30 protein-coding genes and 1 tRNA gene are annotated in these 26,455 nt (G+C 50.1%); 24 read left to right on the top strand and 7 right to left on the bottom strand.

Annotated elements, in window-relative coordinates; translation table 11 throughout:
* Positions 1 to 231: 231 nt before the first annotated feature.
* A complete protein-coding gene (locus Pr1d_RS16810) occupies positions 232 to 648 on the top strand; it encodes a hypothetical protein (protein WP_168205293.1) in 417 nt (138 codons plus the stop codon).
* 188 nt (positions 649 to 836) lie between these two features.
* Here the strand turns inward: Pr1d_RS16810 and Pr1d_RS16805 are convergent, their stop codons facing one another.
* Positions 837 to 1,160, bottom strand: a complete 324-nt coding sequence (locus Pr1d_RS16805) for a hypothetical protein (RefSeq protein ID WP_148074607.1) — start codon at positions 1,158 to 1,160, stop codon at positions 837 to 839.
* A 502-nt stretch (positions 1,161 to 1,662) separates the two neighbouring features.
* On the opposite strand from Pr1d_RS16805, the gene Pr1d_RS16800 reads away from it, so the two are divergent.
* Entirely contained in the window at positions 1,663 to 2,040 is a 378-nt protein-coding gene (locus Pr1d_RS16800; RefSeq protein ID WP_148074606.1) for a hypothetical protein, read from the top strand.
* Between the two features lie 163 nt (positions 2,041 to 2,203).
* Here the strand turns inward: Pr1d_RS16800 and Pr1d_RS16795 are convergent, their stop codons facing one another.
* Positions 2,204 to 3,022, bottom strand: a complete 819-nt coding sequence (locus tag Pr1d_RS16795; protein ID WP_148074605.1) for an ArdC family protein — start codon at positions 3,020 to 3,022, stop codon at positions 2,204 to 2,206.
* Between the two features lie 645 nt (positions 3,023 to 3,667).
* On the opposite strand from Pr1d_RS16795, the gene Pr1d_RS16790 reads away from it, so the two are divergent.
* The 3 genes from Pr1d_RS16790 (at position 3,668) to Pr1d_RS16780 (ending at position 7,366) form a co-directional block, all read left to right on the top strand.
* Positions 3,668 to 4,048 (top strand): hypothetical protein, encoded by a 381-nt coding sequence (locus Pr1d_RS16790; protein WP_148074604.1) that lies wholly within the window; start codon positions 3,668 to 3,670, stop codon positions 4,046 to 4,048.
* Between the two features lie 91 nt (positions 4,049 to 4,139).
* Positions 4,140 to 4,676 (top strand): hypothetical protein, encoded by a 537-nt coding sequence (locus Pr1d_RS16785; protein ID WP_148074603.1) that lies wholly within the window; start codon positions 4,140 to 4,142, stop codon positions 4,674 to 4,676.
* A gap of 497 nt (positions 4,677 to 5,173) precedes the next feature.
* A complete protein-coding gene (locus Pr1d_RS16780) occupies positions 5,174 to 7,366 on the top strand; it encodes a sigma-70 family RNA polymerase sigma factor (RefSeq protein ID WP_168205292.1) in 2,193 nt (730 codons plus the stop codon).
* A gap of 329 nt (positions 7,367 to 7,695) precedes the next feature.
* Here the strand turns inward: Pr1d_RS16780 and Pr1d_RS26750 are convergent, their stop codons facing one another.
* On the bottom strand, positions 7,696 to 7,872 hold the full coding sequence (locus Pr1d_RS26750) for an ATP-binding protein (RefSeq protein WP_390622091.1): 177 nt from the start codon (positions 7,870 to 7,872) through the stop codon (positions 7,696 to 7,698).
* Positions 7,873 to 8,830: 958 nt separating this feature from the next.
* Here Pr1d_RS26750 and Pr1d_RS16770 point away from each other — a divergent pair.
* The 19 genes from Pr1d_RS16770 to Pr1d_RS16680 all read left to right on the top strand — a co-directional run bounded on the left by Pr1d_RS16770 (position 8,831) and on the right by Pr1d_RS16680 (position 23,780).
* On the top strand, positions 8,831 to 9,580 hold the full coding sequence (locus Pr1d_RS16770; protein WP_148074601.1) for a DUF5131 family protein: 750 nt from the start codon (positions 8,831 to 8,833) through the stop codon (positions 9,578 to 9,580).
* Positions 9,581 to 9,583: 3 nt separating this feature from the next.
* Positions 9,584 to 9,781 (top strand): hypothetical protein, encoded by a 198-nt coding sequence (locus Pr1d_RS16765; RefSeq protein ID WP_148074600.1) that lies wholly within the window; start codon positions 9,584 to 9,586, stop codon positions 9,779 to 9,781.
* 226 nt (positions 9,782 to 10,007) lie between these two features.
* Complete coding sequence (locus Pr1d_RS16760; protein WP_148074599.1) at positions 10,008 to 10,457, top strand: hypothetical protein; 450 nt, start codon at positions 10,008 to 10,010, stop codon at positions 10,455 to 10,457.
* Positions 10,458 to 10,618: 161 nt separating this feature from the next.
* Positions 10,619 to 10,903: a hypothetical protein gene (locus Pr1d_RS16755; protein ID WP_148074598.1), complete on the top strand. Its 285-nt coding sequence runs from the start codon at positions 10,619 to 10,621 to the stop codon at positions 10,901 to 10,903.
* 146 nt (positions 10,904 to 11,049) lie between these two features.
* The gene (locus Pr1d_RS16750) at positions 11,050 to 11,817 is read left to right on the top strand and encodes a vWA domain-containing protein (protein ID WP_148074597.1); all 768 of its coding nucleotides are present in this window, start codon (positions 11,050 to 11,052) and stop codon (positions 11,815 to 11,817) included.
* A gap of 2 nt (positions 11,818 to 11,819) precedes the next feature.
* A complete protein-coding gene (locus Pr1d_RS16745) occupies positions 11,820 to 13,160 on the top strand; it encodes a hypothetical protein (RefSeq protein WP_148074596.1) in 1,341 nt (446 codons plus the stop codon).
* Between the two features lie 101 nt (positions 13,161 to 13,261).
* Positions 13,262 to 14,518 carry a hypothetical protein gene (locus Pr1d_RS16740; RefSeq protein ID WP_148074595.1) on the top strand — a complete coding sequence of 419 codons (1,257 nt, stop codon included), beginning with the start codon at positions 13,262 to 13,264 and terminating at the stop codon, positions 14,516 to 14,518.
* Between the two features lie 207 nt (positions 14,519 to 14,725).
* The gene (locus tag Pr1d_RS16735; RefSeq protein ID WP_148074594.1) at positions 14,726 to 15,115 is read left to right on the top strand and encodes a hypothetical protein; all 390 of its coding nucleotides are present in this window, start codon (positions 14,726 to 14,728) and stop codon (positions 15,113 to 15,115) included.
* 86 nt (positions 15,116 to 15,201) lie between these two features.
* Positions 15,202 to 15,822 (top strand): CAP domain-containing protein, encoded by a 621-nt coding sequence (locus tag Pr1d_RS16730; protein ID WP_148074593.1) that lies wholly within the window; start codon positions 15,202 to 15,204, stop codon positions 15,820 to 15,822.
* An 87-nt stretch (positions 15,823 to 15,909) separates the two neighbouring features.
* The gene (locus Pr1d_RS16725) at positions 15,910 to 16,650 is read left to right on the top strand and encodes a hypothetical protein (protein WP_148074592.1); all 741 of its coding nucleotides are present in this window, start codon (positions 15,910 to 15,912) and stop codon (positions 16,648 to 16,650) included.
* The gene (locus tag Pr1d_RS16720; protein ID WP_148074591.1) at positions 16,647 to 16,910 is read left to right on the top strand and encodes a hypothetical protein; all 264 of its coding nucleotides are present in this window, start codon (positions 16,647 to 16,649) and stop codon (positions 16,908 to 16,910) included. The genes Pr1d_RS16725 and Pr1d_RS16720 overlap by 4 nt, the downstream gene beginning before the upstream one ends.
* On the top strand, positions 16,907 to 18,355 hold the full coding sequence (locus tag Pr1d_RS16715; protein WP_148074590.1) for a TraM recognition domain-containing protein: 1,449 nt from the start codon (positions 16,907 to 16,909) through the stop codon (positions 18,353 to 18,355). The genes Pr1d_RS16720 and Pr1d_RS16715 overlap by 4 nt, the downstream gene beginning before the upstream one ends.
* Positions 18,356 to 18,608: 253 nt before the next feature.
* Complete coding sequence (locus Pr1d_RS16710) at positions 18,609 to 19,145, top strand: hypothetical protein (RefSeq protein WP_148074589.1); 537 nt, start codon at positions 18,609 to 18,611, stop codon at positions 19,143 to 19,145.
* Between the two features lie 483 nt (positions 19,146 to 19,628).
* A complete protein-coding gene (locus tag Pr1d_RS16705; protein WP_148074588.1) occupies positions 19,629 to 20,183 on the top strand; it encodes a hypothetical protein in 555 nt (184 codons plus the stop codon).
* A 445-nt stretch (positions 20,184 to 20,628) separates the two neighbouring features.
* Entirely contained in the window at positions 20,629 to 21,285 is a 657-nt protein-coding gene (locus Pr1d_RS16700; protein WP_168205291.1) for a hypothetical protein, read from the top strand.
* A gap of 101 nt (positions 21,286 to 21,386) precedes the next feature.
* Positions 21,387 to 21,725, top strand: coding sequence for a hypothetical protein (locus Pr1d_RS16695; protein WP_148074586.1), 339 nt, complete (start codon positions 21,387 to 21,389; stop codon positions 21,723 to 21,725).
* Positions 21,726 to 21,806: 81 nt separating this feature from the next.
* Positions 21,807 to 22,154 (top strand): CHC2 zinc finger domain-containing protein, encoded by a 348-nt coding sequence (locus tag Pr1d_RS26745; RefSeq protein ID WP_148074585.1) that lies wholly within the window; start codon positions 21,807 to 21,809, stop codon positions 22,152 to 22,154.
* A complete protein-coding gene (locus Pr1d_RS16685) occupies positions 22,151 to 22,588 on the top strand; it encodes a TSCPD domain-containing protein (RefSeq protein ID WP_148074584.1) in 438 nt (145 codons plus the stop codon). Before Pr1d_RS26745 ends, Pr1d_RS16685 begins: the two co-directional genes overlap by 4 nt.
* A gap of 352 nt (positions 22,589 to 22,940) precedes the next feature.
* The gene (locus Pr1d_RS16680) at positions 22,941 to 23,780 is read left to right on the top strand and encodes a GP88 family protein (RefSeq protein WP_148074583.1); all 840 of its coding nucleotides are present in this window, start codon (positions 22,941 to 22,943) and stop codon (positions 23,778 to 23,780) included.
* Positions 23,781 to 24,406: 626 nt separating this feature from the next.
* Here the strand turns inward: Pr1d_RS16680 and Pr1d_RS16670 are convergent.
* The 4 genes from Pr1d_RS16670 to Pr1d_RS16655 all read right to left on the bottom strand — a co-directional run bounded on the left by Pr1d_RS16670 (position 24,407) and on the right by Pr1d_RS16655 (position 26,420).
* Positions 24,407 to 25,462, bottom strand: a complete 1,056-nt coding sequence (locus Pr1d_RS16670; protein WP_148074581.1) for a tyrosine-type recombinase/integrase — start codon at positions 25,460 to 25,462, stop codon at positions 24,407 to 24,409.
* Positions 25,463 to 25,606: 144 nt separating this feature from the next.
* Positions 25,607 to 25,680, bottom strand: a tRNA-Val gene (locus Pr1d_RS16665).
* A 38-nt stretch (positions 25,681 to 25,718) separates the two neighbouring features.
* Positions 25,719 to 26,126, bottom strand: coding sequence for a Sec-independent protein translocase subunit TatA/TatB (locus Pr1d_RS16660; RefSeq protein ID WP_148074580.1), 408 nt, complete (start codon positions 26,124 to 26,126; stop codon positions 25,719 to 25,721).
* 102 nt (positions 26,127 to 26,228) lie between these two features.
* Positions 26,229 to 26,420: a Sec-independent protein translocase subunit TatA/TatB gene (locus Pr1d_RS16655; RefSeq protein WP_238476525.1), complete on the bottom strand. Its 192-nt coding sequence runs from the start codon at positions 26,418 to 26,420 to the stop codon at positions 26,229 to 26,231.
* Between the last annotated feature and the right edge of the window lie 35 nt (positions 26,421 to 26,455).

Here is a 26,455-nt window from a genome sequence, read left to right as displayed (position 1 = left end):
GACGCGATGTCCCAGAGTGACGCTTTCGGAACTTCGATAAAAGAGTACCTAAATCAGCGTAATGTCGAAGAGTGGAGGAACTCTCTTCAATCCTGCGACGAGAGAGCCAACTAACCTGTTGAAGTAGGAAGAAACGATCGGCACTTTACCCTTGCTGGCAATTTCGCGGATGCATTTCAAGGTTTACTAGGAGCTGTTCTTGACGGAACCGTGGCGCTCGCACAGAAGCCAGTGCTGTGGGACGATATTTATAAAGTTATTCCGAGCAATCAACAAGACACTATTGCTCGCAGGGTGATCGAAATGGCTGATGCTCCGAACAAGCAGCTTGCGGCGGTAATTGACCTATTCCCCGATCGTCTTGAAAACGCCGCAAAGGCACACAGTGAGGAGTCGTTTGTCCGCAACGCTTTGGTTCCGCTGCTTCGTTCAACTAAGAGCGACAACTTACGATGGTTGCCAAACGTTGTGACAAAACGTTATGGCGGCTGGATGAACGTACCAGAGTCAGACCGGATAACGTTCGCGAAAGAACTTAGCGCTGCTTTTCGTGAGGCAAGTGAGGAGTTAAGGGATCACTTGCTTAGAATTGGCCATGAACTAGAGCTGCGAATAGAAGAACCAGAAGGATCTCAGGAAGGCACCTAGACGCGTTCGAGCATTCTCTGGCGAAACAATCAGTCTATCTGTTCGAAAATACTACGTTTTTATGTCGCCTGATAAGAAGACTTATCGGGCAAATGCTTGAATAGCCAAGCATTTGCTGGACTCACCAAACCCTAACCACTCTCGGATCTGGGAGCAAGCATTCTCGGCGAATGAGTCCGCGCACTTCGTTACTCTCCACCCTTCCACCAATCGGCAGGATCCTCTGGTTCGCGAAACTCGTTCGCCAGCTCGCGGAGTTGCTCGATGAATGCCCGCTTAACCAAACCCCGAATCTCTACCTCTAGTACTTCTGTTAGCATCTTCGGAAGCAATTCGCGGACCTCGAACTGAGCTGTTGAACAAACTTCTTCGCACAACGACTCGCGAAGTTCATTCAGTAGAGTTTTGCTAACGTCCTTTGCTAATTGTGATCGCTGGTAGACCACGTCGTCACGCAGGAATGGAAAAAGCATCACCGTGGTCTCAAAATCAAGAGTTCGTTGCTGTTGCATGATTGGTTTTTTCTGGTGTTATGTCGCCTCGTGTAGAAAGTGTGATTTAAGAGATTTTTTCGTAACTGGTGCCCACGGCCATCAACGGAAATAATTCCAGAGAGAAGCACTCTGCTCGACTTTTGTTGCTCAAACTCCACGCGAAATCAAACCGAGGTAAAACTTTAGCGGTGGGATAGTAAGTAGCCCTTGACCTGAGTGATACAATCAGAAGTCACTACGAGAATGCCCCAAGGCCAGTCTAGTGCCAAACACTTCTGACCAGAGTAGGCAGTTGAGCGCAATATCGAAGAGAGCGAACCCACAAAAAAAGCCCGCTACCACCGAGCGTCCTGCGGGTAGCAACGAGCCGAGAAAGGAGTTGGCGATGTTAGTTCCGCCAGGGGTATTGTCGAGTGCAGAGGGCGAAGGGCCAGCGGCCGTCGCATTTAGGGGGCGTATCTAGGAAAGCAACACAAGTGCTAAGAGAAGAGATGAGTCAACGATGACAGAGGGTCAGTTGATGTTTGAGTTTTCCCGGGACTACCCGGAGCTAGTCGAGAAGGCAGTCCGGCAAGCAACGACCGAGGTGGTTCGCGAGTTTCTCAAGGAGAAGGAGGAACTGGTCAACAAACTACTGGGCGAATTGGTGAGGCAGGAGGGAAGGCGAGTTGCTCAGAATGCCTTTGATGGTGAGCTGCGGGGAAATAGCCAGGAATCGCTGCCAGTGGTGATGCGGCGGGAAGCGATCAGCCACCTCGTCGACTTGCGTAAGAATCTCGCCTTGAAGTTGGTCATGATGGAGCATCAGCTGGAGGAGCTTTGCAAAAACATCGATGATGAGGCCAACTGGAGGAAGCGGGGCGTGAATCAGGAAGAGGAGGACGAAGCAGACGAATAACATTGTCAACTTCAGCGAGAATCATTTGCTAAGGAGCCTCTTAGGACCAGAGAGAAGAAGCCCGACTTAGTTTGGAAGTTCAATTCCCAAAGAGAGGTCTGGAGCGACGTGCAGCGTGCTTTTCCAGAACCTCTTGTAAAAACCTCCTTTCGTTGACAATTTCTCAAGCGACTTCCGAGAGTGGTTCCAGTGGGACCGCTTCTAACTGCTCTAACAAGAGCGAAGCGGTCTTCTGAATCCGTTGTAAACTCCTAGCAAGTTGCTCCGAGTCTCCAGCGTGACAGTGGATGTAATCAGCCGACTGCTCCAGGGCTCCTGTAAGTCCAGCCGCCGTGGAGACCACATAGGCGACAGATTCCGCTTCAAGTTCCTTCACCGTCTTCGATAGCGTCTTACGGTCTTCTCCCCGGTGCAAGAGTTCATGGGCCAGCTCATGGGCGAGCGTATTGAACTCAGCTGCCGCAGTAAGACCGGAGAGAAGTACAATGCTCCCTCCTTGGGAAATACCATCGGCACCTCCCAAGTCCTCCTCGTAGGAGAGTGTAATCCCAAGACCGATGGCTGTGGTGTGAAGCCGGGAGAGCTTCTCTCCCGGATCCCCTTCAATTTTATGGATATCGGGCAACTCCTTGCCGTCCGTCTGCGACACGTCGAAGACATGGACGGCGCGAAAGCCAAACACCTCGGACTCTGAACTGCCATCCTCGGCTTTTTTCTTGCCGACTAAGGGGGCCAAAATACAGATCCCTTTTTCTCCTTTGCGAACCTGGCGGTTGAGTTTTTGCCAAGCCCGAAAGCCAGCGACCCTCGTCGCGGTCGGCATTTGCCTGGCAATGAGCATGCAGTTTCCAAACGAGTAGTTGTGAAATCTGCTCATGGTCTTGAGGAACTTCGTGAGTTCCTCACTCTTGCCAGCAGCAAGCTGCGCGGCAAGTTCTTCCAAAGCTTCGTCACTCAGTTTCTTAGCATCGTCTCTTTTCATGGTAAGTTCTCCTGGTGGGAGTTGGACTGCGAAGAGCCTTCGCAGACCGGAATAGGGAAGGGAGCGTCCGTCAGCAGCAGTTGCCACTTAAGAACACTCACGCAGAATCCATCGAGATCTCTGCCAACTAGGCAGAGCCACAGCGAAGGGCCGAGTAATTCGTCCGTTCACCGCGTGATGGATGCGAAGTTGAGAAAGTTGGTCAACGAACGAGTCGTCTCGCCAACAATGGACAAGACCCCCAAAGGGTCAATAGAACCTTCTCAAAAGCTAGTGCTGCACGCCGCCAGCCTCGAGCAAGTCTGCGTGGGAGCAGTCCTGCTGGAGACGGCGGGTTGCGCTTGCGGTCTACCCGACAGCAATCATGAAAAGAGCAAGTGCCACAGGCACTGTCGTAGAGAAAATAATAGCACGACTGGGGAGGTACTCAACTTGAGAGCCAGAGCCACCAAAACGTATACTGAGAAGGCCTCTCCAAGACGCGGCAACTGTGTGAGTCCCATGAGACCAAGCAGGGCAACAAAAAAGCCCCACGTTACGTGCTCCTAGCAGGTGACGTGGGGTAAAAGGAGTCAGCGAGTGTTTGTTCTGGCTATGTAAACATTCTCAGGTCCAGGCGTCCGGAGTCCAGGGAGGTAGAATGAAGTGCAGAGCATCAATGAACGGCAACAATTAATACAGGTTATCAAGGAGCGGCCCGAGTTCATTGAGGCGGTCGTTGAGCGGACGGTTTCTCAGTTCGTGGAAGGGCTTCTTGAAGAACGGAGAGATGAGCTTGGTATTGCGGTTGAGAGTGCCATCAAGCAATCGCTTCTCAAGTTGTCAACAGAAGAGTTCCTTGACTTGGTCGTATTTTTTGAGGAGGCAGAACCGTTGGTAAAGCCGCTAACTGATTCGGTTCTCGATAAGACGCGTCAGAAGTTTGCTATGATGATGCGATATCAGTGGGAAGAGATCATCAATCTGAAAATTGACCTGCGGAAGCTTCGTGAGACAGTTGAAGGAGACGGCGATTGGTGGCGCTAATGCGGAGAGTGACGACAACTGAGTGCGGATTAATTCCACACATTTGATTTCTCTGCCAACTCGTGCTACTTAGAAGGACATGTTGAGAAGAGTGGCAAAATTAGCTGTCTTTCGCAGTGCCGAGTTCGGGGAAGCGACACTACCCCTCCCTGAACCACTTCCTGAGGCCGTAGAGGCAGGGGTCTTTTGTGATGCCATAACGGGTTGTGGGACGCCAAATCAAACTCAGATTCGAGCGCTCACCGAAGAGCATGCCAGAGAACTGTGGTCTTTGCTTCACGACCTGGCGTTCTTGACCGAGTGCGCGTCACGAGGCCTTTCGCCAAGTAGTGGACGGCCGTTTCCCACGCAAGCAAAATACGAAACCACTTACCTGGCGATGAATCTCGAGGCCCACAGGCTTACCGAGCACTACCGGGATTTGCTGGAAGCCTATGCCAGTGGTTTTGGGCACGATGCCGCCGAAGCCCTGGATCGGAGCTTGATACAGTTGGTTGATCGACCGATTGAAGTGCCACTTCCCAGGCGGGTGGGTATTTTGCAGAGGGAACTTCTTAAACGGGAATGTGCCGCTGTATTTCTCAAGGAACCGCGCGCCCGTCAAGTATGGGCCACCTCAAATAGTTAGCAATTCTGGGTCAGATAATTAGGCTCAAATCTCAAATATTAATAACTCTCCTCGAATTTTTTGCCTCGTAGAAGCCTATGTACAGAGCATTTTACTCCCTCATTCTGCCTATTCTACCATGCCTTGCTACAAGGGGCGAATTTTTTGTCCTCCGTGCAAGAACTGAATTGAAGTCGCGCCAATAATAGTCCAAGAATCAATGAGGGAAAAAAATAAAAATTCAGGAAACTTTTATAGATCGAATCTCCATAAATAATGTAACTAGCTATTGGCACTAATAAAGAGTGAGTAGATCCACTATGCGTCCTGTGAATACTCAGCATTTTACAGTTGGACAAGAGTCTAGATGCGACCAATCAAGAGCTGTAAATTGCGCCGATGTTGGAAGCAGGGCATGCCGAGAACTACTCCGCCGGCTATCGAATCTAAAACCCCAGAGGCGCCTTTCTTCAAAAGTAAGACGCGAGCTGATACTGAGTATTGCCGCGGAGAGCTCTTTGAACGATCAATCGTTTCTCTCAGAAATAATGTCCTTAGGAATTGCAGGGACACCGGCTATCGATCAAGTATTTAAATGTTGGGCAAATCCTGAAAGCACCATTAATACAGATTCAGTGCTGTCGTTAGTAAAATGCTTGGCTATTCATCGCGAATGGCCTGATTGTCCAAGTCTTTTCGATGAAGAGATTTTTTCCATTCAGGAAGGGTTACTTGATGTTGCAGCAACAGTGAAATCATTGCCACTCCCCAAAAATGTGCTCACAGAAATATGGCAAGATCTCAAAGTGATCTTCGATGCTGTAGCTGTAGTTTTCAAACCTTACATCACACCTACTGTAAAGAATTTCAGGAAGGGATTTCTAGAAATTCAGGATATAGGTTTCGAATGTGAAGGGTCAAGAGGGATTTTCATTGAAGATGTTGAGGACATGGCAGCAACTCCACCTGAAGGACTCGACGCCGTACTTAGCAGGGCAACCCATGGGATAAATTCTGGCAGAATCTCAATTATTGGTGCTATCTCGCTATTGGTGCCCTATGGTGAATGGGCCTCTCTATTGTTGCCGTGTTTGCTAAAGCATTGGGGAGAGAAGCTAGATAGTATTGCGGCGGATTCAGTAGTGCTTTGTCTAAATTATCTCACCTACTGCAAGCATGGTGGCCTTGGTGAATTCAAGTATAAGAAGTTTGTCGACGAAATATCTGTAGCATTCTGCGAGGCACTTGATAATAGCAGGCTAGATTTTCAAGAGGCTAGCAAGATGGCGTCAGTAGAGGATGTTGATCCTTTAGTAGGGTTAAGTGATATCCACAGCCGACTTCAACTAGTTTTCTGGCCGCATGTCCACAAATTAATTGAAGGTATAGCAATCCGATTTGGTAAACAGTTTGCTGAAGACTTTACGGTGCAGTGCCTTAACACCTATCGCTTTGACGGTGGAGAGATCATGTTTTTTCTATCGAGCATACCGCCTGACACAACACCACAGATGGTGCTGCTTTTCGACCGCATTGCTAGCCGTTTGGTTGTGAATTCTAACTTCCGACCACGTCCCGGGTTTCTGTTAATACTGGCTGATTGGTTCGCTTTACATGGGAGTACATTCTTTAAGCACATAGACAAACGACTTCATCGCATTTATATGGGCTGGCCTGGGCTGGTGTCTCTCCTAGAATCGGAAGGAGAATTAATAGACACAGATTTTGGAATGGTTTTGCTCAAGCAGTTCGTGCCCGCGAATGATAACACTGATCAACCAAGTGAATGGATAGCGACACTTGCCGCCTTAAAGTCTCCTCAACTCTATTTTAATAGCCTCACCATACTCGAGAGGAAGAGGCTTGCTGGAAGACTCGTAAACGAAGTAAGCAAGGTAGTGGAATCTAGGGCTATGCTTTCGCTTGGCTTACTAAGTGAACTCGGCCCAACGTCTTTTTTCATACTCAAACATGTCTGTGAAGATAATCATTCACTACTTGAACGACTATTCGGACATTCAACCCGAAGTGATTTCTCCGTCCAGGATGCTGGAATATTGTTGCTCCACGGAATTTGTTCTTCCCATGAAACACTGAGTGATGAAGATTTTTTGCGATTCTTATACAGGGACTGCGGCGAGTTTTTCGAGACCTTATATTGGAAGAAAGAAGAGTGCCTAATCAAATTAGGGATAATTCATGAATGCTCTCGTCTACAATTGGCGGATCTCATCGAGGAGTCCCTACTGCGTTTGCGCGCGGATCGCAAGTTCAATCAAAAGCGGCTTGAACAGATAGGATCTTGGACCGATGGCCAGAATCTGAAAAAGTATCTGTTTGGTTGGATAAGGAATATATTGAAAACTCAGTATGATCAATTAAGTGGGCATGTGTATTTGAGTCCATCCCAAGTGCCCGGTCTCGCTCCAAACGTGGATCTGGTTGATTGGGCAGAAACAATACAAGCTTTCCGTCGGGCAGTTGCATCGCTCTCCAAGAGACAGCAGTTGATCTTGAGAATGTTAGTGAATGAGTCGATGACACCAAATGAAATAGCTTTGTATTTGGGTGTTGATAAGAGCACCGTATCCAGAGATCGAAAAATAATTGCCACTGTCCTGTCAGAATATCAATATGCCATCGAAGGGATGAAGTACCCTGAGCAGTACGATTCTTTAATCGATGCCATAATTGAAGTAAACTTCCTTTAGTTTCTCGAGCATGACATCTGATTCGGGTTTCAATAGACGTACGTACTCTCTTATAAGCAACGTAGCAATAACCACTTCTGGTATACCAAATACTCGGTTACACTCTTTATGTCCTCAATGCTAACCAGCGTATCTCCAGCGAAGTCGGCCAGCTGACCGGTATCAAATTCCTGTACCACCCGATATGAAGGTAGGGTTTGGGGTAACTTCGCTGGGTTGACAAACCCTACCTTAATGGCAGGCAGTCACGGGTCGGGTTTAAACCGGCCAGGCATGATCGGGTTTACACCGGCCAGAGTTATTGGTGTTTGCTAGAGTGATGTTCGTCGCTATTTCTCTGCTTCATGAGCTGATTTGTTGGTGGCGCACCGGTGATCGGGTTTAGCAGGTTTTGATTCGTGACCAGATTTGCCGCGTAGGCGATAACTACGACCGGTGATCTCGATCAACTCCGCATCTTGAAGGAAGCGGTCCAGGATGGCCGTGGCCACCGGAACATCGCCAATCAGCTTGCCTCAGTCCTCCAAGGGACAATTGCTGGTCGTAATTGTCGAGCGGAGTTCGTAACCTCGCATGCTGATCTCGAACAAGAACTCTCCGCTTCGCTTCGGCAGATTTTCCAAGAAAGTTGGAAACTTAGGTGCGTTCCAGCTCCATTAGCTAATGAGGTGTCGCAATTGTGCGGCGAATAAATACCACCGTAACAAAGATCAGAAATAATTCTACATGCATGAGCGATTCAGCTGCTCAGCTTGGCAAGATAGGTCGCCTATGCCAGCAGGTCGAACTATAAATAGAAAATGTGGTGCTCAGTTAGTTCTAGGGCAGTCCATTCGAACATAGAGATCTTATAGGTACATGCACAAAATGTCGGCGTGACTTGAGTGTTGTGGTGATTAAGAGGCAGTCCCAATACCACATTCTTTTCCGCAAAACTTGAACGATGGTATAGGGTGACGTCAAGTTTTGAGGGTCTAGATAGGGCCTCTAAGAAACAAGCCTGTCCAATGAATGCCTAAGCAATAGTTTATTTGATAATGCAAACGGTAACACCGCTACAACTTTGGATTGGGATTTGTCGGAAAGTCATATTTGGGCTATTGCTCCTTTCGATTTTACGTGGATGTATGTTCGGATTTTAACTTGGCTAGTGCTCCCTTAAATCGAAGTGGCATGTTTCCATTTCCGTTGAACAACCTTTCAAGATTACCTGAAGTTGCAAACAAATCAGACAGAATCGCCAACTTCCAAGGCATCTTTGGCAGTTAGCTACAAAATGTCCAAGGGTTGATGTACTAAACCACAGATTGAGAAATCGAAGTTGCGGCTTGCCTCAATACAAAAAGTTTTCGAAGTCTGGATCGGGACCGGGCCAGATAGGTGTCGTCGGGGCACAATTTGGCTGTCGAACGGTCCCGATCCGGCTATCGGAAAGCACATAGTTGGTAGTTTCGGAGGACGATCATGGCAGAAAAATCTGGAATCGGCTGGACGCACCATACTTTCAATCCCTGGTGGGGGTGTGAAAAAGTGAGTGAAGAATGCCGCTATTGCTACATCGGAGCAATCATGAAACGTGCCGGCATCAAGCATCCGTTTGCTGGCCCACGTCGCACCAAGACCTGGGAAATACCATTGCGGTGGAATCGCAAGGCACAGGATGCGTCGATTCGGCGACGGGTATTTACTTGCTCAATGTCGGATTTCTTTCATGCGGAAGCAGATGCGTGGCGACGAGACATCTGGAAACTCATCCGTGAGTGTGAGGCGCTTGATTGGTTGATCCTGACGAAGCGATCCGAACGAATAACGGAGTGCCTCCCTGCAGATTGGGGCATGGCCGGCTATTCGAATGTCTGGCTGGGAGTGACCTGTGGTCATCCCCAGTCCTACTATCGGATTGCTGATCTTCTCAAGATTCCTGCGAGAGTTAAGTTTATCTCCGCCGAGCCGCTACTGGGGTCATTGGATTTACATCACTACCTGTCTGGTATCGACTGGGTAATCACTGGCTGTGAGCAAGCAGCCAAAGGTACCCGACGCCCGATGGATCTTGGGTGGGTAAGAGATATCAATCAGCAGTGCCTTGAGACCAACACTGCTCACTACTTTAAACAATATTACGATCAGGAGAGGGGAACTCCTCTCACCAATGGACTGATTGACGGCGTGGTGTGCCAAAACTTTCCTCCCCCCACTATCGTTGAGGTGTAAGGCATGCGACGACAAACCAGAAAACTGATTGACATAGCCAAAGAATTGATTCTGGACACCTCATTTGTAAAGGTGGAAGATTGCATTGCCGAGTGGAAAGAACGTACCAAGAGATCCAGAGCACGATACTACTACTATGAGAAGATTGCTCTAGTCGAGCTAGATGATGAACTGCGCAAGAGGAACGACTCCGCTGCCTGAAATCGAGACGTAACAAGACATTGTCAGAGAAAGTTAGATTGACTTAGAGATGTGATCATTCGATAGTGAAGATGTAGTCGAGCTCGACACTCGACGCAAACTCGCAAACGCACGATACCCGGCTGGCCTCCTATCGCGTGATTAGAATCATGCGATGCGAAGCTATTCGGGTTTTTTCTGTTTAAATTGTATAACACACGCTTACAACATTTTACAGAGTACGAATATGGCGAAGTCCAAGCACAAGCATCGGCGTCAGCTCCCAGAGAATTTTGAAATTGGGGATTGCACCTGTTTACAACTTAACCTGCAAGGGTGTCTGATCGTCTCTGAGCAGAATGAAAATGGTGACTGGCTGTTAACGCTGCAAATAACTGGAATCACCAGTGAGCGTCTGGAGTACTCATCAGGAGACAATGGGCTGGCTCCCACAACTAAACTCATCCCAGTCCTATGGGCTACTAGAGGCGATGAATTAGAGGTCGTGGTGGAAGTTGGAGCACGACAGCGGCTCCAGGCATTGGGGCTTTCTGCACGACAAAAAGAAGCCTTGCGATCGAATCTAGCTTCGCTACCAGCTGGAGAGGCGGCGAACCTCTTGAAGGAATTTGTAGAAATTAAGCAAAAGCCAGTCAGTTCGACTGGACACCTAGTTAATAAGAATGTTGAAAAGTAACCAATCCATCCTTGAGTATTGCGTTTTAATTACTGCTCCGAAGGATACCTGTATAGCAAGTTGTCCAGAAGAAAAGAGCCTGAAATCGTGTAGCTGCCCTGTGGAGACAGAGCAATTTCATTTCTGCATGGATGCCTTCCATTTTTGTTAGGAGTTATTCCATGCCCTCTGAAAAAGCAGCTTTACCTGCCAAAGAATTCCAGCTGGGGACCGTTCGAGTCACGATTTGGCATAACGAGTCAGAGTTCGGTCGTGGCTACTACCGATCGAACTTTCACAAGATCTATCGTCTCTCCGAAAGCGATCGTAAGAAAGACGACAATGGCTGGAGGGATACAGGGAGCTTTGCTCCCGAAGACTTGCCAGTGATTGCGGAGTTGTGCCGCCTGACTACGGATTGGTTTCAGCAGCAGGCCGCAGTAATTTCAAATCGAGAATCTGCCTGACGAGTTCCAGCGGCGAGTGAGGCAGGAATGTTCCGCAACTCGTGCAACTAACCTGACCTCACTCGCACGTTTTACTCATCAATTACACTCAAATAGTAAAGTCAACTGTAAGTATCTGATTGGCGTAACTAAAGAACGAGAACAAAATGATAAACCCATTCAAAACGATTTCCAACTCGCTTATTCTTCGAAAGCCGGAACAATCATCTTCAACTCGGGCACTGCAATCTTTTGCGTATCCTCGAAATGAGAGAATACGACCGGGCGAGGTCCATCAAGTCGCAATCGGCTGGGATAATTCGCCATCGACACTCGTTAACTCGGCGCAAACCGAGATTGCCAGTGGATCTGAGAGGCTGACCTCCCAGGTCTGCGACATGCCGAGTCTGCGCCGAAAAATCGAGTTCGCCATCTTTGGCTTTGGAGAAAATACACCCACTAAGTGTTATTGCGACTTCACGCTTGCTGATGCTTTCAAAATGCCACCACTTCCAACGAGTTATGGAACGTGGATTTATGAGTTGTACATCGAGATGATCGATGCGTGCATCAACCAGATGGCGAAAAGCTCTCGTGATTATGATCAAGATGTACGAAGTGCCTGGCTATTCTTCTTTTCGGACTTTTTGCTCGGGGACCCCTCCAAGCACAAGCAGGCCCTCGAAAAAAAGCATGAAGCAACCGAAAAGGCAGTGAATATTTTCATCATGGGAGCCGGTGACATGGTGGACGAGAAGGTGGCTTGTGAATTGGCTCAAGCCTCACGTCCGCCAGTGTGGCTCAAAGACGTCGAGGACTTTACCAAGTTTTTTGATTGGCTACTCCGTTCCCTGACTAGAAAAGGGGCTTCCATGCCCGGGCAGCAATTGAGACTAGAAAATTTTGGGGGCAGTTCGCTCATAGCGGAGGGTTAACCATGATCAGAAAAGTGCGTTTGGAAAAGTCTGGTTACTCGATCAACCTCGGCCCTCCGGTAACAAATGCCGCTGGGGGGATGGGACGGAACTTTCTGCATGAAACGAATGGTGGAATGTTTCTCAAAGAAATGTTCGACGAGTTTCCTGAGGCAAAGATTCGATATCTCCTTCAGAACACTATAGTTCCCTCCAGGGACAGTCACAACTACGCCTGGCCGCTAGACATCGGAATCGATGAGGCTACTGGCGAGCCCAAGTTCTACCTGATGAAGAAAGTAGACAATAGCGTTGATCTTGGGGATGTAATGACTGCCGCAGATTGGTTAAACCCTGATTTCAAAACGCGGGTGGCACTCAATGAGGTTAGGGGTTTGATCGACCTGGAGCGGGCTGGTTATTTTCCAGGGGATATGCCAAATGCCATGGTTGATCCTGAGGGGAAGACCACCGAGATTGATATCGATTCCTGGCAAATAACCCGGCCCGGTGTGGAATTTCTCTGCGGTGTAGGTAAGCCCGACTGGCTGGCCCCGGAGCTATTAGCCCCTTGGCGAGAACAGCGGCTGGACGAGATAGCTACCACATCGCTGCATATCTCCTGGTCGCTGGCAGTCTCCCTTTGGATGATCCTGCGGGGAGACCACCCGTTTGAATGTCGTTTTGTCGGTGCGGGGATCAAACCAGGCAGACAGGACCGCATTGAACAAGGTTATTGGGCCTTTTCCAGTCAACATTCTGATTTCAAGCCACGCCGCGGAACCCAACCGTTAAATACGCTTGATCCGGAATTGAGTTTCTTGTTTCGCAAGACCTTTGAAGTGGGACATAGTAAGCACGACGAAAGGCCAAAGCTTGCCGACTGGGAGAACGCTCTTAGCCGTCTGGACTCAGGCGGTGACGTCACACTTAGCGACCTGGAATGGGAGTGCGTGAAAACTGGCAGTATCCCTTCGCATCCCATCAAACGACCTGCACGAAAGGGAGCCCAAAAACCAAACCGGAAGCGAAAGGTGGTCGCTGTCGCAGCGGTTTCCGCTTTGGGAGTCGCAGCCTACGCAGCAGGTAGCTACGGGCTGAGTTCTAATTTACTTAGTATGTTGCCATTTCCTTCCTCCGTAAATCAATATTCGCATGAGGCAGTGACGAACCCTCGCGAAATGTCAACACAACGCGATGCCCTCCCAAGTCAGAAGTTAACACAATCAGATGCCTTATTGATCAAATCTAATTCGCGGGCTGTTCCAGCTCCTCCAGCGATTTCCCTCCATAAGCTTAAGAAAAGTAAGCCAGGTGAAATCCCGTCACTGTGGCAAGCAATTCAGAAAGAGAGCGAAAAATGAAAGTCGTCCCATTTGCGATCTTTGTATTTTGTTTATGCCTTTGCCATAACAGCTCTCTTTCAGCGAGCGAATTGGATAGAACTGGAAAGCACGCGCTTCAGATGGAAACAGAGCACGTTTCAGAACTTATCCGTCAGGCAAGAGAGCAGGTTCAAGCAGAGCAAGCTGTATTCGAAAAGTCACTCAATAAAATGTTTGAAGATGTGGATGCGGCGATTGCAGCTATCCAGGAGGGTCACACCCTCGGTGAAAAAGAGACGTTGGCCGCACTGAAGCGGCTGGCTCCGAGGTTACTGGAACTGGCTTCCGAAGTCATTCGCTCCCACCATGAGGTCGAAGCTAACGCATTAAATTATGAAGAGGAACTCACTCGCGCCATCCCTGTATTCTTAGATGCTGCCAGGGCATTTCGTGTATTTGCCGAAGAAGAGCCTTATCGAGATCTTGCTTTGCAGTACCAACTCTTGGCTGAATCCCTGGAGGCCATTGCGCAGAAGTTCACTCGATTGAAGGGCCAAATTCCCTCCTCTCTTAGCGAAGTCGATGCTAACCTGCGCTACATCGAACACACCGCGCTCTTCTTAGGGCGTCTGGAAGAAGTAATCTTCTTATTAGATGAAGCAGACCCTTCCACCGAACGGTTTATTGCTTCTCTTCTCGAATACACTAACGCCTTCGAAAGATTGCGAGAACAGCTCGAAGCGTTCCATGCGGCTACGACCAAAGAATTTACTGTGGAACTTAACAAGGTGGAGGAAGCTAGTCAGGATCCAATTGCTTCTCAAGCTCCGCACTCAAGACAAAGTGATCTAAATCCTGAGGTCAAGCCTTCCCACACCCAATTAGCCAGTTACCGCGCTCCAACTCCCCAGTGGAGTCCACCTGCAAAGTCTCCTCAAAAGAGCTCCTTATTGGAAGATCCCTTTGGCGAAGGCTGGGACGACCCTTTTGGGGAAGACCGCATTTTCTTATCAGAGCGTGATCTGGCATCACTTGCCGGAGTCTGGCGGTTGGGAACAAAGCCAGTTTGCGTTGCTCTTTCTCGGCAAGGCCAGCAGCTGAAGTTCGGTCTCTACTTTTCCAAGCAGATACCCTCTGCCACAGGAACGATCGGCATTGAGAGTGGTGTCTTGAAATTCGATCAACTAATTTTTGCCATGTGGAATGGTCAAAGGCTCGACGTAAGTGATGCAGAGATTGCTATCACCGATGCCTCGACACTCCAGATATTTGTTCGCGCCCACAAACTAAGTAGCGACAATCGTTTTATCCCACTTAATTCTATGCATCAGTGGACCCTTCACAGACTGAGTCACTATGAAATTGAGAGACTCAAAGAAGTTCATTCCAGGAAATAACAAACACACTAAAAACAGAAAGCGAGTTTTTTGTTCGACGACTACTAGTTTGTTTTGATTTTCGTTTTCTTGCTCTTGTTCGCTTCGCTATTACCGCTCCTGAGGGAATGGCTATAGGAGAGCGGAACTGATAACGGTGCTGCTTTTTGCTCTCTACGATTTCAAAAGCAACACCACATAAAGAGGAGCAAAGCTATGGGGTTATTCATGAATAACAACAAGCACATTGAAAACGGAAGCAGAAACAACGGAGAACGATTTCGTCCCACGGAATCTGCACGTGTAAATGAGACAACGATCACGGATTTGTTCATTACCGAAAGGGGACCCTTATGGGGCCTATCTCGGGTGAATGAACAGGGAGGTCGTTCGTATCGCACGATGAAGCCTGAGCAATTGGGGGACGCGGCTGAGGCGATCGCATTTTTATGCGGAGTCTTTGCCAAGGATACCAATTGTCCATTGGAACTGAAGAACTACCTGAGCGCGCTCGGGAAGGAACTTCAGTCGGTGGTTGACCGGGCGAAAGCCGGTTTTCCAGCCCGCGAGAACGGTGAGTCGCCTTTAATGGGGCTACTCTCAGGAAACGCGGCCTAAGTAGTTAGTCGAACGGGTGCGGGTCACTTGCTTTTTAACAAGCAAGTGGCTCGCCCCACTTTTTTCTAGTCAAGGGACAAGATGTGATGAAGCCTAAAACCACCAAGCACCGCGTTATCATCTTACCCTTGCCGATCTGGGTGGTGGTGAATGCTGTGAGTCTTGTCTGGCAGCTTTCAAGATTTATCTACAAGTCTTTCCAGTCGGCAACCGCTACCGACCCGTTACCGCCTCTCCCCAACAAGACAACTCATCAAACTGATCCTGCATGTGCCCAGATGGCGTGGCTGTTGTTTGCGAAGCTCAACTACTACCGCTTGACCCTTGGCTTGCCTCAAGTGGTTTGGAATGAAAAGCTCGAGCAGTCTTCGCTCTATCACAATGGGCGAATGATTGCTCTGGGAGAATTTGAACATGTGTTGAGCGACGGCGTGGAAGTTTGGGATCGCATCACAAAGTTTGGTTACAAGTACTCCGCATGTGCCGAGAACCTGGCGTACTGGGAAGATCCTCGGCTGACGGTTATCGAGCTTGCCGAAAGTATCCATCAGGGCTGGATCGACAGCCCGGGACATCAGCGAAACCTTGTCGGTGACTACCACGAGGTGGGAATCGGTGTTGTGAAACAGGGACATCGTTATTACGCAACCCAAAATTTTGGCACTCCCCGGACCGTTTTTTCTGGCGCCATGTTGTCAGCTGGCTGAGCCGCCCACAGAACACGAAACCCACGACCGAACCCTAGAGCGGGCGCGAACTTGCGCCACGATGAACACGAGAAAGAGCACCCCACTATGCCGACCACCGCACGACCACCCGACCCGTCGCCCCTCCGCCGCAAAGCCGCCGAATACGCAGCCCGTGACCTGGCCGTGCTGCGACACGTGTATCGCAATGGCGTAGCGCTAAATGCCACGGTGAGCGAGTCCCTCTTTGGCGGGAAAGAAGCGGGACATGTGTTCCGCCGGTTTGGGGACCGGAACTGGCTAAACGTACAAGGCATGGATCTGCCGGGAGGACTCAGTTATGCGACCTTGACTGCGGCCGGCGGCAAAGAGATTGGCCGCGAGATCAAACCGAAGCAGCCGGGACCGGTGGCCCTCGATGCTGCGATTGCTGTGGCGTATTACTGCCTTCTGGAAAAGCCCGGTAGCAGACGGTACCGACTTTTGCCTGAAGAAATGAAAACTCTCAAGGCAGGCCTGGCGGCAAATGTGCCGCATATCGTCACAGAAGAGTTTGGCGAGCCGGTAGTGTTACGGGTCTTCCAGGCAACGACCGGCAAACCGGCTGCTGTGCGGAACAAGGCGCTTAGCTTTTTCGAGCGGGCACTAGCTGATAAGCGTCAGGCAGCGTGGGTAAGAAGTGGCCAGTTGGGACTAGTCCTCCTCGGCCATACTCCCGAACGGGTTGCTCAGCTGGAAAAAAGTCTTGCTGCCGATGCTCGCTTCGGGGGCTATAAGGTGCAAGTCGGCCTGGGACCGACTGCCGAAACTTTGGCTCGTTGTCTGCGTGAGCGGAGAAAGAAGTCATGATGAAAGCTCGTACTGATTCTATCTGTTATGGCACGGATCTGACCACCGGCCAACGAGTGAGCTATTCCCGCGCAGCCCACGCCGGGAAGATGATGCAAATTCGCGGCGAAACGGGTGGTAAAAAATCAGTACTCATGACTTCACTAATACTCCAGTATCTCCAGCCTTACCAAGTGGGTGGCAAGGAGGTGATCGACCCGTTATGTATTGTCGACCTCGGGGGTGACCTCTTTACCTATAACGTCATCAAGGAAGAATGATGAAAGCTCGTAGTGACTCAATTTGCTATGGCACGGATCTGGCTACCGGCCAACGTGTGGGCTACTCCCGCGTAGCTCACTACGGCACCATGATGCAAATCAGGGGCATGACTTCGGGAGGGAAATCAGTGCTCATGACTTCGCTCATGCTCCAGTATCTCCAGCCTTACCAAGTGGGTGGCAAGGAGGTGATCGACCCGTTATGTATAGTCGACCTTGGAGGTGACTTATTTACCTTCAACCTCATTATGGAAGAATGTATACGGTTGGGTCGAGTACTCAAGTGGCTATCGCTCGACCCTTTGGATGAATCGTACTTCTTTGACCCACTGCAAAGCTGTAAGAGCCTCTCAGGCAGTTCGGCCAGAAAAGCAAATTTTGTGACTGCTGGGCTGAATCTCGCCTATGCTGAAGGGTTTGGGACGGGCTATTTCGGGCGTCTCAATTACGCCACGATCCGGGAAGCGTTTATCAGACTGGGCCACCAAGGAGTCGTGTCGCCAACGCTCTTAGAGTTAGGTGAAGAACTTTCCGAGATGGCCAAGCGACAAAAACAGGGCCGCGAAGCCGCCGAAGCCCTTTATGCACTCGACCAGTTACTCGACTATCCCTCCTTAACCAGGGGAGAAGATCCTACTAAGCGGATTGATGTGGATGAGGCCCTCGAAGATTCACAAGTGCTCTATTTCTTCTTGCCCACTTTGCAAGAGCCGCTCGCTGCCCGGGCAGTAGGGACGCTCGCTGCCTGGACGGTCATTAACGCGGCCGCCTATCGCCAAAAAACTGGGCAATCGAAGCGGAACATTCCTCTGGTGATCGATGAGGCGGCCCAGATCGTGCATGGCCAAAGCTTTCAGGATGCCCTCGTCCTCAGCCGCAAGTATGGGATTCGCATCCATATGCTCTATCAATCAGAAGCCCAGCTGCGAAGCAGTCGTGGTACCGACATGTCACAAGTGGTGGGCGACAATTGCGCGGTGAAGGCGTTCTTCACGACGGATACGAGTAAGGGCCAGGAACTAGCCGATCTGCAAGGCTACAGCAAAGACGAAATCGTTCCGAGGCTTGGTACCTCCCGGTCGGGCCTGCGGACCACTACTAGTGAGCAAGAGAATGAAGAGCCAATTCTGAAACGTAACTCCGTGATCGATACAAGTAGTACGTTTGGCGAGTTCTTCCTGTTGTTTAACGACGGCAAAGGTCACCGGGAACCAATTCGCATGATGTCAGAGTTTCCGACAACACTCGAGAAGCACGCTGAGCTAAGCAATTTGCCACTCCCACGCAAAGTTGTGCCACAAACAGTTCCTTCAGTTCACAAGGAGGAGTGTTCTGTGAAAGTCTCAACAGATTCCAGAGACGCACATCACGATCAAAGAGCGGCAGCACTGCGGAAACTCCTAGCGGCACTCAAGCAAGAAGAAAAGTGGAAGCTCTCCGTGTGACAAGATTCTGCCTCTGCGCAAGAACGACCATTAACGACTAAAAGGGAAAACTATGTTGCTCACGCTTACCTCTCCAAAATGGAATGCTCTTTGGCAAATGGATGCTTCCCCGCCTCTAGATGCATCGCTCTGCATAAGGAGTGAATCCGTCCACATTAGCTTTCGAAACCTTACTGGGAGCTGGTTAGAAACACTGCAACTTACCGCAGCAGACCTGACCCGCTCCCTGTACGGTTTTGGAATGAGTTTTCTCATGTTTTGTCCTTTTCATTCGGTTTGGACTTCGCTGAGGGCTGCGGTCTTGAGCGAGGGGCAAACAAACGTACCGAAGTCGCCCCTTGTTGTGTCTGACTTCGGTCCAATTGAGGAGGAACGAACCATGGGAATGGATGTCTATGGACGAGAGCCGAGTGATGAACAGGGTAACTACTTTAGAGCAAGTGTCTGGAGCTGGTTACCGCTACATGAGGCGATGTACCGAACGTGTGCTGATGTATTAGACCAGGAGCTAATTGAGGCAATGGCATTTAACGGAGGCGATGGACCTGAGGACCAGGAAACCTGCAATCAGATCGCCGATCGGATGGAAGCCTTGCTGCGTGAAAAGCCAGGAGGCATCGAAGTACACGCAACACTTCGTAAAACGGCCGATGGTCGACTGCTTAGTCCCGAGGAACTAGCGCAGCTCGATCCGAAAGTCGAAACTCAAACTCCTTACCGGGTAACTGGTGAGCATATGCAAGAGTTTATCGGCTTTCTGAGGCACTGTGGAGGTTTTGCCGTGTGTTAAGGCACTCTCTCTTCCAAACCGCGAGGAGGCCCCAAAGGCCTCCTCTTTTAAAACAAATTGTTTCCCAGTCGTCCCATGACCAACAAACACAATCCAGCAACCGATCCCGAAGTTAGTCAGCTGTACCTCGCTTGTACAGCCTGCTCGGCAAAGTTTTATTCCCAACGGCCTCTAGAGGCCTGTCCTCGCTGTGGCTGCGACCAACTCTTGTCCGATAGGGCTACGATCCCGTGGCGGCAACCCTGTGATACGTCGGATTGCGGGCCGGCGAATCGTGCCAAAGTGTCGGGTACAGGCGGGGGGCGGCACGTCAGAAATTCGCAGGGCAGGGGCGAGGACGGATAGTCGGGGTGCGGGCAGGTAAGTAGACAGCACGTAAGTTGGCGCCGGGGGCGCAGTTGGAATGAGGGCAGGGTGGCAAGCGAGGTGCTGGGTGATACGACAACGCAGATTATCAAAACGCTATCAACCAAGGTGCGCGTCATGACCGCTGCCCAATTGGCAGACTATTTTTACTTCGACAAGAAGCATCCGCAAGAGTGCGCCTATCGAGTCATTCGCAAACTCAGTCAGCGTGGGCTGGCAATGAGTTGGCAGGGGATGGTCTGCCGGCTGGAACTCAACGAACCTCTACTTCGTTGGAGCCCAGGAAGCATAATTCCTGAGATTAGTCAAATTGCCTGGCAGAATGAAAAACGCTGGAAGATGGCTGTCCCTACGAGAACCATCTGCATCACCGCCACGGCCCAAGCAGTAGCAGAGTATGGAGGACATTGCCGGGAGCCTCGGCCACGAGAAGTGGAACATGACATTAATCTTGCCGAAGTGTTCTTGAGGCTTGATGCCCAGTCAACTTTGGAAGGTCTCCAATTGACTCCAGAAGATTCGATTCCTCACGACAACCAGAAGCGTCCAGATGCGTTGCTGGAGCGTAACGGAGAGCAGATCGTTATTGACCTCTTAGGACGAGGTTATAGCAAACAAAAAATCCAGACTCTTTGGCAGCACTACCGTGAGGTGCCACTAGAACTTTGGTAAACGACTCACCCTGTGTGTTTTTTCCGTTCCTTGTCAAGATTCGCTTTTCAAGGTCGGTTTAATTCGGTTCGCCTGGAAGTTTTTATTGACTGCGGTTAATTCAACATCCTTACGACCACATACGAAGGAGCGAAAGCGTATGAAATTTAGAAGGAACTACCACGACACGAGACAACAAAGGCTTTTTTACATGCTCTTTGGATTCGGATTTTGTCTAGCGGGTTATTTGCGCTGGCCATCTGAACTTCGAGAGCAGTTGCATGAGTTCGCGTGGAAGGTGTTGGTGGCATTCATACCAACGTTTTGCGGGTAATTGGCTGCGGCTAGCACCCTTTGTCTTCGGGGAAAGGTCACTGCGGTGACCTCTCCTCGGAGGCTATTGAGAGAATGGGGCTGGACTATCACGCTCCCAGCTTGATGCCAGTTTGTTTCGGGAAGTGGGGACTTGGCTAGTGGCACGTTGGGCTATTGGCGAGGGACACCATTAACAGTCACCGTCGTCCCTGTTGTCGAGGGCGGTGAACTATTCAAGGAGGAACACAACATGGCATTAACTGTAACAGAACGTGAGCATTGGAAAGATCGCATTGCGAGACGAATCGACAAAGCGATTGAGGCAGTGTACAGCACGAAAGATCCTGGACTGCTTGAGCGTACGGAAGCCCAAGCAAAACGTCAGGCAACGAAGTTGCTTGGGATCGATTTGCTGATGGAGCAGCGAGACACCATTTCGCAAGAGATGAAGCGTCTTGAACGACAAGATGTGAAAGTGATACGGCAAATGGTGGCCACGATTCGAGGCTGCGATATTGAAGAGGTGAGTCATGACCACTCTTACCGCAGTATTCCCTTCGAAGTGACTGCTGCGGTAACGAGGCGTGCGGCGATCCTTGAGGAGGAATTACTGGCTGAGCAAGAGCTTGGCAGGCGAATCCTCCTGCTTCGACGTGAAAAAGAAGAGTTGCTCGATACGGTCTGGCTGGCGACTTCAGGCAGGCAGATTAAAGAGCTGTGGACGAAGGTGATGGAATGCCTCGTCCAAGAGCCGACTTCCTTGCAGTCGGACGCTCTTCAGCTTCCACCTGACGACAGCGAGTCTTAAGGACTTTCCTGGCCCCACAACCCTGGGGGGCTGCACAATGTTGTGCAGCCCCATTTATTCAAAGTAAGAGACTTTCTCAAAAGAAAGGAACACCAATTCCCATGGCTACCACAACAATCCAGTGGGGCAGGTTGCCCCTGCTCGATACCCGCGACGAACACGCCGATGACCATGTGACGGTCGATGATACGCTCATTCTGCTCGCCAGTGGTGACCTGATCATCTATGACCGCTGGTATCGCGGAAACTTCTTGGGACTGTGGGGGAGTGACAAGATTGACTATGCGTTTCCCGGTGGGCACGCTTATCGCGAAAAACATAGTAACCGGCTCACCATTCGGACCGGGGGACCCAATAGAAAAACACTCCATTATGAGTACCAGCGGATTTTGTTGGTTGTGTCAGCGGTGTGGTACCAGCTGATTCCACGGCTCAGTTAAGGCAGTTGATTTGTTGAAAAGAATAGTTTCTTCAGGGCAGATAGTTTTGTTTAGCAGTGAGGAGCGTGATAAGGTCAAGGCATGACACAGTTTGAATCACAACAATCAACTCATTTAATCGATTACGCAGCCATAAGGGAGCAAGTCCCGATGCGGCGTATTTTAGAACTCATGGATTGGCAAGAGGTCACTTGCCACGGCGATCAGCTACGCGGCCCCTGTCCGATCCACAAATCAAGCTCCGAGCGGAGTCGCAGTTTTTCAGTCAACTTGAATAAAAATGCCTACCACTGTTTTGGATGTGGCTCTAAGGGCAATCAGTTGGACCTGGCGAGTGAATATTTTGGACTATCTCTCTACCAGGCGGCACGAGAGGTCTGCCAGCGAACAGGGATTGAGGTGCCGATCCGAGGAGCATTTAGACGATGACTGATAAGCACAATACTCCATCTGAACAAACACAACCTGGTCAAACAGCAGGCTCCGATACGCCGCTTGCCACGGCCACGTTTGCAGCGAGAAGAAGACTTCCTGAAACGAGACATTCGATCACCCACAAGTTTAACATCGCAGGCCATGAAGGGTATCTTATAGTAGGGCTCTATGATGACGGTACTCCGGGCGAGATGTTTTTCAAGTTAGCCAAAGAGGGAAGCACCATGGCAGGGCTGGCAGACACTATTGGTATTTTGACGTCGCTTTGTCTGCAACATGGAGTCCCGGTAGAGACCTTGGCCAACAAACTCCGTGATACCCGCTATGAACCAGCCGGCGAGACCAAGCATGCAGGGATCCCCAGAGCGACTAGCCTCAGCGACTATATTTTTCGTTGGCTAAGCCTCACCTTTGAAACGACGGCATAAAACTCAGTACCTAAAATAAAATAATCCTTAACCAGCTGCGATTCTCCCAGCACAGAGAAGAGGAACCCGTTCTTCATGCGAAGGCGTAGCCCCTTGTCACGGGCAACGACAGCGTAAGCGGACAGTACCTCCACGGACTCCAACCAAGCGTGCATTAGTTCAAGTTTTTCCCTAAGCATTCAATCATAACCCCCTTTAACCCCAGGATTATTTTAGCTAGGCGTTTTTCTTAATCAGGCATCCGTCTTCTTGCTCTCGGTTCCTGGCTTTAGACCTGTGGGTTTAAGGCGAGGAATTAGGGATGTGCAGCACCCACCTCGGTGAACCTTGCTGCACAAAGAGAGAGGCATAGATGACAGAGAGAAAAACAAAACGTTCGCTACTTCGGGTACTTCGCACAGGAGATCCGCAGTCGTTTTTTCACCACTTTACCGCAAAGGAGATTCTCGAAAAGTTGGGTCCCCCACGGCAGTTACTCAGTACGTCAACCAAGACAGACAAGTCCCGAAAAGTTGGAGTTCTCTCGAAGATTCTCTATCTGACTTCGGGGGTATTTTGTCCCTCAGCTACGCAGTCGTGCCTCAAAGTTTGTTTGGGGCACAGTTCAGGTCGGATGACGATGCTGCAATCGGCCAACGCTCGTGACAGGCGATCAGCACTGTACCTCGAAGACCAGGAGCACTTTATGCACCTTTTGAGGGCTGATCTCTATTACTTGCGCGCCGAAGCCAAGGCCTTAGGGCTAGTACCAGCCGTTCGGCTCAATGGCACGAGTGACATACCCTGGGAGCGGCTTCATGGTGAGCTGTTTACTGAATTCAACGACATTCAGTTTTACGACTACACCAAGCTCCGACCGAGGATGTGGCACTTCCTTAGAGGCCGATTGGTCGACCAGCCATTTCCGCCGAATTACCACCTGACGTTTTCACTCAGTGAAAAGAACAACAGCGACGCTGAGGCGTTGCTTGAGGCAGGAGGAAATGTCGCGGTGGTGTTTTGGCCAGTCGTTCCCGACTGTTGGAATGGATACCACGTTATTCCAGCAGACAAGCACGATGCTCGGTTTTTGGACAAAACCGGATGTGTTGTTGGGCTCAGTGCCAAAGGGATTGCACGGGAGGACCTCTCGGGATTTGTGGTAAGGACGGCAGATGCGTCTGCCAGATTAAACGTCTTGAACGCCGCTTAGCTATCGGAGGTAGGAGCACATCGTGCTCCTGCCTCCACTTTTGAGTTAGTGCAGGATCAACAACACAGGAAGTCAGAAAAGCGTCTGTGCTGAAAGTCAAGGAATAAATCGATGGTAAGCAGCAACCTTCCTCACCGTAGTCATTCAATCGGCCAAGTAGCGAAGAAGTGGGGAATCAGTCCAGAGCGAGTGCGCCAACTCATTTTAACGGGCAAATTGGGCGCTTTTGAGATTCCTTCGGCGGGTAAGTATGGGAAGGCGCTGAGAATCCCTCATGAATATGTCGAAGCAGCAGAAATGGAATGGGCAGTGGAATCATCGATCCTTGGGAGACAGTCGCCCCAACGTAGCCATCGCAATACGAGTAAATCATCACTGAGGCATTTTCCCGAACTTAGACATGAGGCTGAGTAAAACTCTCCGAGGAATCAGAAAAGCAACAACGTCCGATTCGGTCGGCCCGCAGGTACTGATTGTGGGTACTTTCAGGGTGCCACGGGCCGACCGGTCGATTTCTAATTGCCCTTTGCCGTACTGTATTTATTCCTTTGTGAAAGTCAACAGAGAAGAGGAACCCGTTCTCTATGTTATGCCATTCCGCTGATTATGCATTTATGAAACGAATATTATCTCCGAATTGAATTGATGGCCCGCCGTTGAATTTCCTTGAGGCGATCGGTATCAATATGGACATAACGCTGTGTGGTCCGCACATCAGTATGTCCCATCAACTCCGCCAGTTCAATATCAGAGACTTTGCCAGAAGCCTCCGTTCCAAAGGTATGTCGAGCTGAGTAGAGAACGAGTTGCTCTCCCGCCTTCATTTGGATGCCAGCCCGTTTTCTGACTCGTGACATCTTTCGACATAGAGTGTCTTTTGTATAAGGAGTTCCATGAGCATTGAGAAAAACAAAGCTATCCGGGTCAGGATTCTGCTGAGAAAGTCTTTTACATAATTTTAGCATAGGGATTGGCAAGGGAATGATCCGAGGTCTTGGTTTCCTCTGTCTAGTAATCGTCTTGTGATCTCTGAGAATCCAACAACCCGCCTCTAAGTCAACCCAATCCCACACAAGTGTTCGAATCTCCACGGGTCGGCATCCGGTCCAGCGGAGTGCTAAGAGAATACAGCGAAAACTCTGATCACTGTGCCGGAGTAGTGTTTGAAACTCGGCAGGAGATACTATTCGCGTGCGAGCCTGCCCACGAGGTTTTTCATAACCGACTAAGGGATTATCAAAGAGCAAATCGTGCCTCACCGCCCAGCCATAAACTGTTTGTACTACAGCAATCGTGTCTCGGATAGTTGAGGGACTGTACCGGCCTACCATTTTCTGCTCGATTTTGGCCAAATGAAGCTTTCCTATTTCCACGACAGGAGTTGAGGGACCAATAATTGAGAGGGCTCTCAAGAGCTGGTAACAATAATTGGTATGGGTCGATGGTTTCCTCCGAGCCAAGATATCGTCGAGAAACTCATCTGCCAGATCTGAGATAGGTGCCGTGAGCCATTCCGAAGAGGCCCCTTGTTCGGCCTTTTTACGTTCAGACCGTAACTGCCGCAGTTTCCTACAGGCGGTTTTGTAGTCTTTGTCGAGATAGACACGTTTGCGCTCGACCGAGGAGCACCAATAACCAGAAGATTCGTGTAGCCAGGGCTTACCAGTTGAAGGGCGGGACATAATCGGACTCTCCAATAACCGTGTGAGGGAACAGGTCTGGAACGTCCGATTCGGTTGGCTCGCTACCCGATTGTGGGTAGTATTGTGGGTAGTCGGGCTCAACCAGCGATTTGGCAATCGACGTAAGTCGTTGCCACACAACAGTGGGCGACACAAGATTCGAACTTGTGACCTCTACGGTGTGAACGTAGCGCTCTAACCAACTGAGCTAGCCGCCCGGGTGAAATTGGATTTTAGCCTGCCTTGAGAAGAGTGACTAGGTGCACTCGGGGCGATCGACTGGGGTTTCTGAAGGTGTAGCCTGCTCTGATGTGGAATCGTCAGAGCCTGAATCATCAGAGGTTGTGACATTGTCGAGAGTGCTGTTGACGACGGATTCGCGGCCACTGTAGTCGGGCTCGCTATAGGTGGGGCTGTCGTATTGGGGATTGTTGTATTCGGATTCGTGATAGCTGATGCGGCGAGGTTCGTCGTCGTAAATGGCGTGATTGAATTCGTTCTGTATTCCTGAAAGTCCTTTGCGAAATTCAGACAAGTATTTTCCCCACGAACGCGCGACCTTGGGTAAATCACCTCCGTACAGCAGCAAGGCCACCAGGACGATCAGCATCATTTCGCCGGGGCTGGGGCTGATGAATCCAAACAGAAGGGACGCGTGGCACATCGTGAGTGACTATTTCTCTAGAAACTACAGGGCTCTCTCGAAACCAAGGGGCTTTCTCGAAACTAGCTGGCAGGGATATCGGTAAAGTGAATCGCGCAGAAACTATTCGCTCTGGTCCTCAATACGACTGTTCGGATCCGATTCGGTGCCCTTCATTCCCTTTTTGAATTCGGTGATGCCCTCGCCTAGCGACCGCATCACTGATGGAAGCCTTGTGCCGAACAGTAGCAGGACGATCATTGCCACAATCAGCGCTTGCCAAATACCTGGAGTAAACATTGTAGCAGTTGCCACCTTTGCCGTTTGCCTGCCGAGAGTAAGCTAGTCAA

Source organism: Bythopirellula goksoeyrii (assembly GCF_008065115.1).
Classification (GTDB): domain Bacteria; phylum Planctomycetota; class Planctomycetia; order Pirellulales; family Lacipirellulaceae; genus Bythopirellula; species Bythopirellula goksoeyrii.
This window is presented reverse-complemented; position numbering and strand designations above follow the sequence as displayed.

What these genes read in the sequence shown, in the direction of transcription:
- Pr1d_RS16805 (WP_148074607.1), bottom strand. Translation starts at nt 1,160, where the DNA reads ATGCAACAGCAACGAACTCTTGATTTTGAGACCACGGTGATGCTTTTT.
- Pr1d_RS16800 (WP_148074606.1), top strand. Translation starts at nt 1,663, where the DNA reads ATGTTTGAGTTTTCCCGGGACTACCCGGAGCTAGTCGAGAAGGCAGTC.
- Pr1d_RS16795 (WP_148074605.1), bottom strand. Translation starts at nt 3,022, where the DNA reads ATGAAAAGAGACGATGCTAAGAAACTGAGTGACGAAGCTTTGGAAGAA.
- Pr1d_RS16770 (WP_148074601.1), top strand. Translation starts at nt 8,831, where the DNA reads ATGGCAGAAAAATCTGGAATCGGCTGGACGCACCATACTTTCAATCCC.
- Pr1d_RS16765 (WP_148074600.1), top strand. Translation starts at nt 9,584, where the DNA reads ATGCGACGACAAACCAGAAAACTGATTGACATAGCCAAAGAATTGATT.
- Pr1d_RS16760 (WP_148074599.1), top strand. Translation starts at nt 10,008, where the DNA reads ATGGCGAAGTCCAAGCACAAGCATCGGCGTCAGCTCCCAGAGAATTTT.
- Pr1d_RS16755 (WP_148074598.1), top strand. Translation starts at nt 10,619, where the DNA reads ATGCCCTCTGAAAAAGCAGCTTTACCTGCCAAAGAATTCCAGCTGGGG.
- Pr1d_RS16750 (WP_148074597.1), top strand. Translation starts at nt 11,050, where the DNA reads ATGATAAACCCATTCAAAACGATTTCCAACTCGCTTATTCTTCGAAAG.
- Pr1d_RS16745 (WP_148074596.1), top strand. Translation starts at nt 11,820, where the DNA reads ATGATCAGAAAAGTGCGTTTGGAAAAGTCTGGTTACTCGATCAACCTC.
- Pr1d_RS16740 (WP_148074595.1), top strand. Translation starts at nt 13,262, where the DNA reads ATGGAAACAGAGCACGTTTCAGAACTTATCCGTCAGGCAAGAGAGCAG.
- Pr1d_RS16735 (WP_148074594.1), top strand. Translation starts at nt 14,726, where the DNA reads ATGAATAACAACAAGCACATTGAAAACGGAAGCAGAAACAACGGAGAA.
- Pr1d_RS16730 (WP_148074593.1), top strand. Translation starts at nt 15,202, where the DNA reads ATGAAGCCTAAAACCACCAAGCACCGCGTTATCATCTTACCCTTGCCG.
- Pr1d_RS16725 (WP_148074592.1), top strand. Translation starts at nt 15,910, where the DNA reads ATGCCGACCACCGCACGACCACCCGACCCGTCGCCCCTCCGCCGCAAA.
- Pr1d_RS16720 (WP_148074591.1), top strand. Translation starts at nt 16,647, where the DNA reads ATGATGAAAGCTCGTACTGATTCTATCTGTTATGGCACGGATCTGACC.
- Pr1d_RS16715 (WP_148074590.1), top strand. Translation starts at nt 16,907, where the DNA reads ATGATGAAAGCTCGTAGTGACTCAATTTGCTATGGCACGGATCTGGCT.
- Pr1d_RS16710 (WP_148074589.1), top strand. Translation starts at nt 18,609, where the DNA reads ATGTTTTGTCCTTTTCATTCGGTTTGGACTTCGCTGAGGGCTGCGGTC.
- Pr1d_RS16705 (WP_148074588.1), top strand. Translation starts at nt 19,629, where the DNA reads ATGACCGCTGCCCAATTGGCAGACTATTTTTACTTCGACAAGAAGCAT.
- Pr1d_RS16695 (WP_148074586.1), top strand. Translation starts at nt 21,387, where the DNA reads ATGGCTACCACAACAATCCAGTGGGGCAGGTTGCCCCTGCTCGATACC.
- Pr1d_RS26745 (WP_148074585.1), top strand. Translation starts at nt 21,807, where the DNA reads ATGACACAGTTTGAATCACAACAATCAACTCATTTAATCGATTACGCA.
- Pr1d_RS16685 (WP_148074584.1), top strand. Translation starts at nt 22,151, where the DNA reads ATGACTGATAAGCACAATACTCCATCTGAACAAACACAACCTGGTCAA.
- Pr1d_RS16680 (WP_148074583.1), top strand. Translation starts at nt 22,941, where the DNA reads ATGACAGAGAGAAAAACAAAACGTTCGCTACTTCGGGTACTTCGCACA.
- Pr1d_RS16670 (WP_148074581.1), bottom strand. Translation starts at nt 25,462, where the DNA reads ATGTCCCGCCCTTCAACTGGTAAGCCCTGGCTACACGAATCTTCTGGT.
- Pr1d_RS16660 (WP_148074580.1), bottom strand. Translation starts at nt 26,126, where the DNA reads ATGTGCCACGCGTCCCTTCTGTTTGGATTCATCAGCCCCAGCCCCGGC.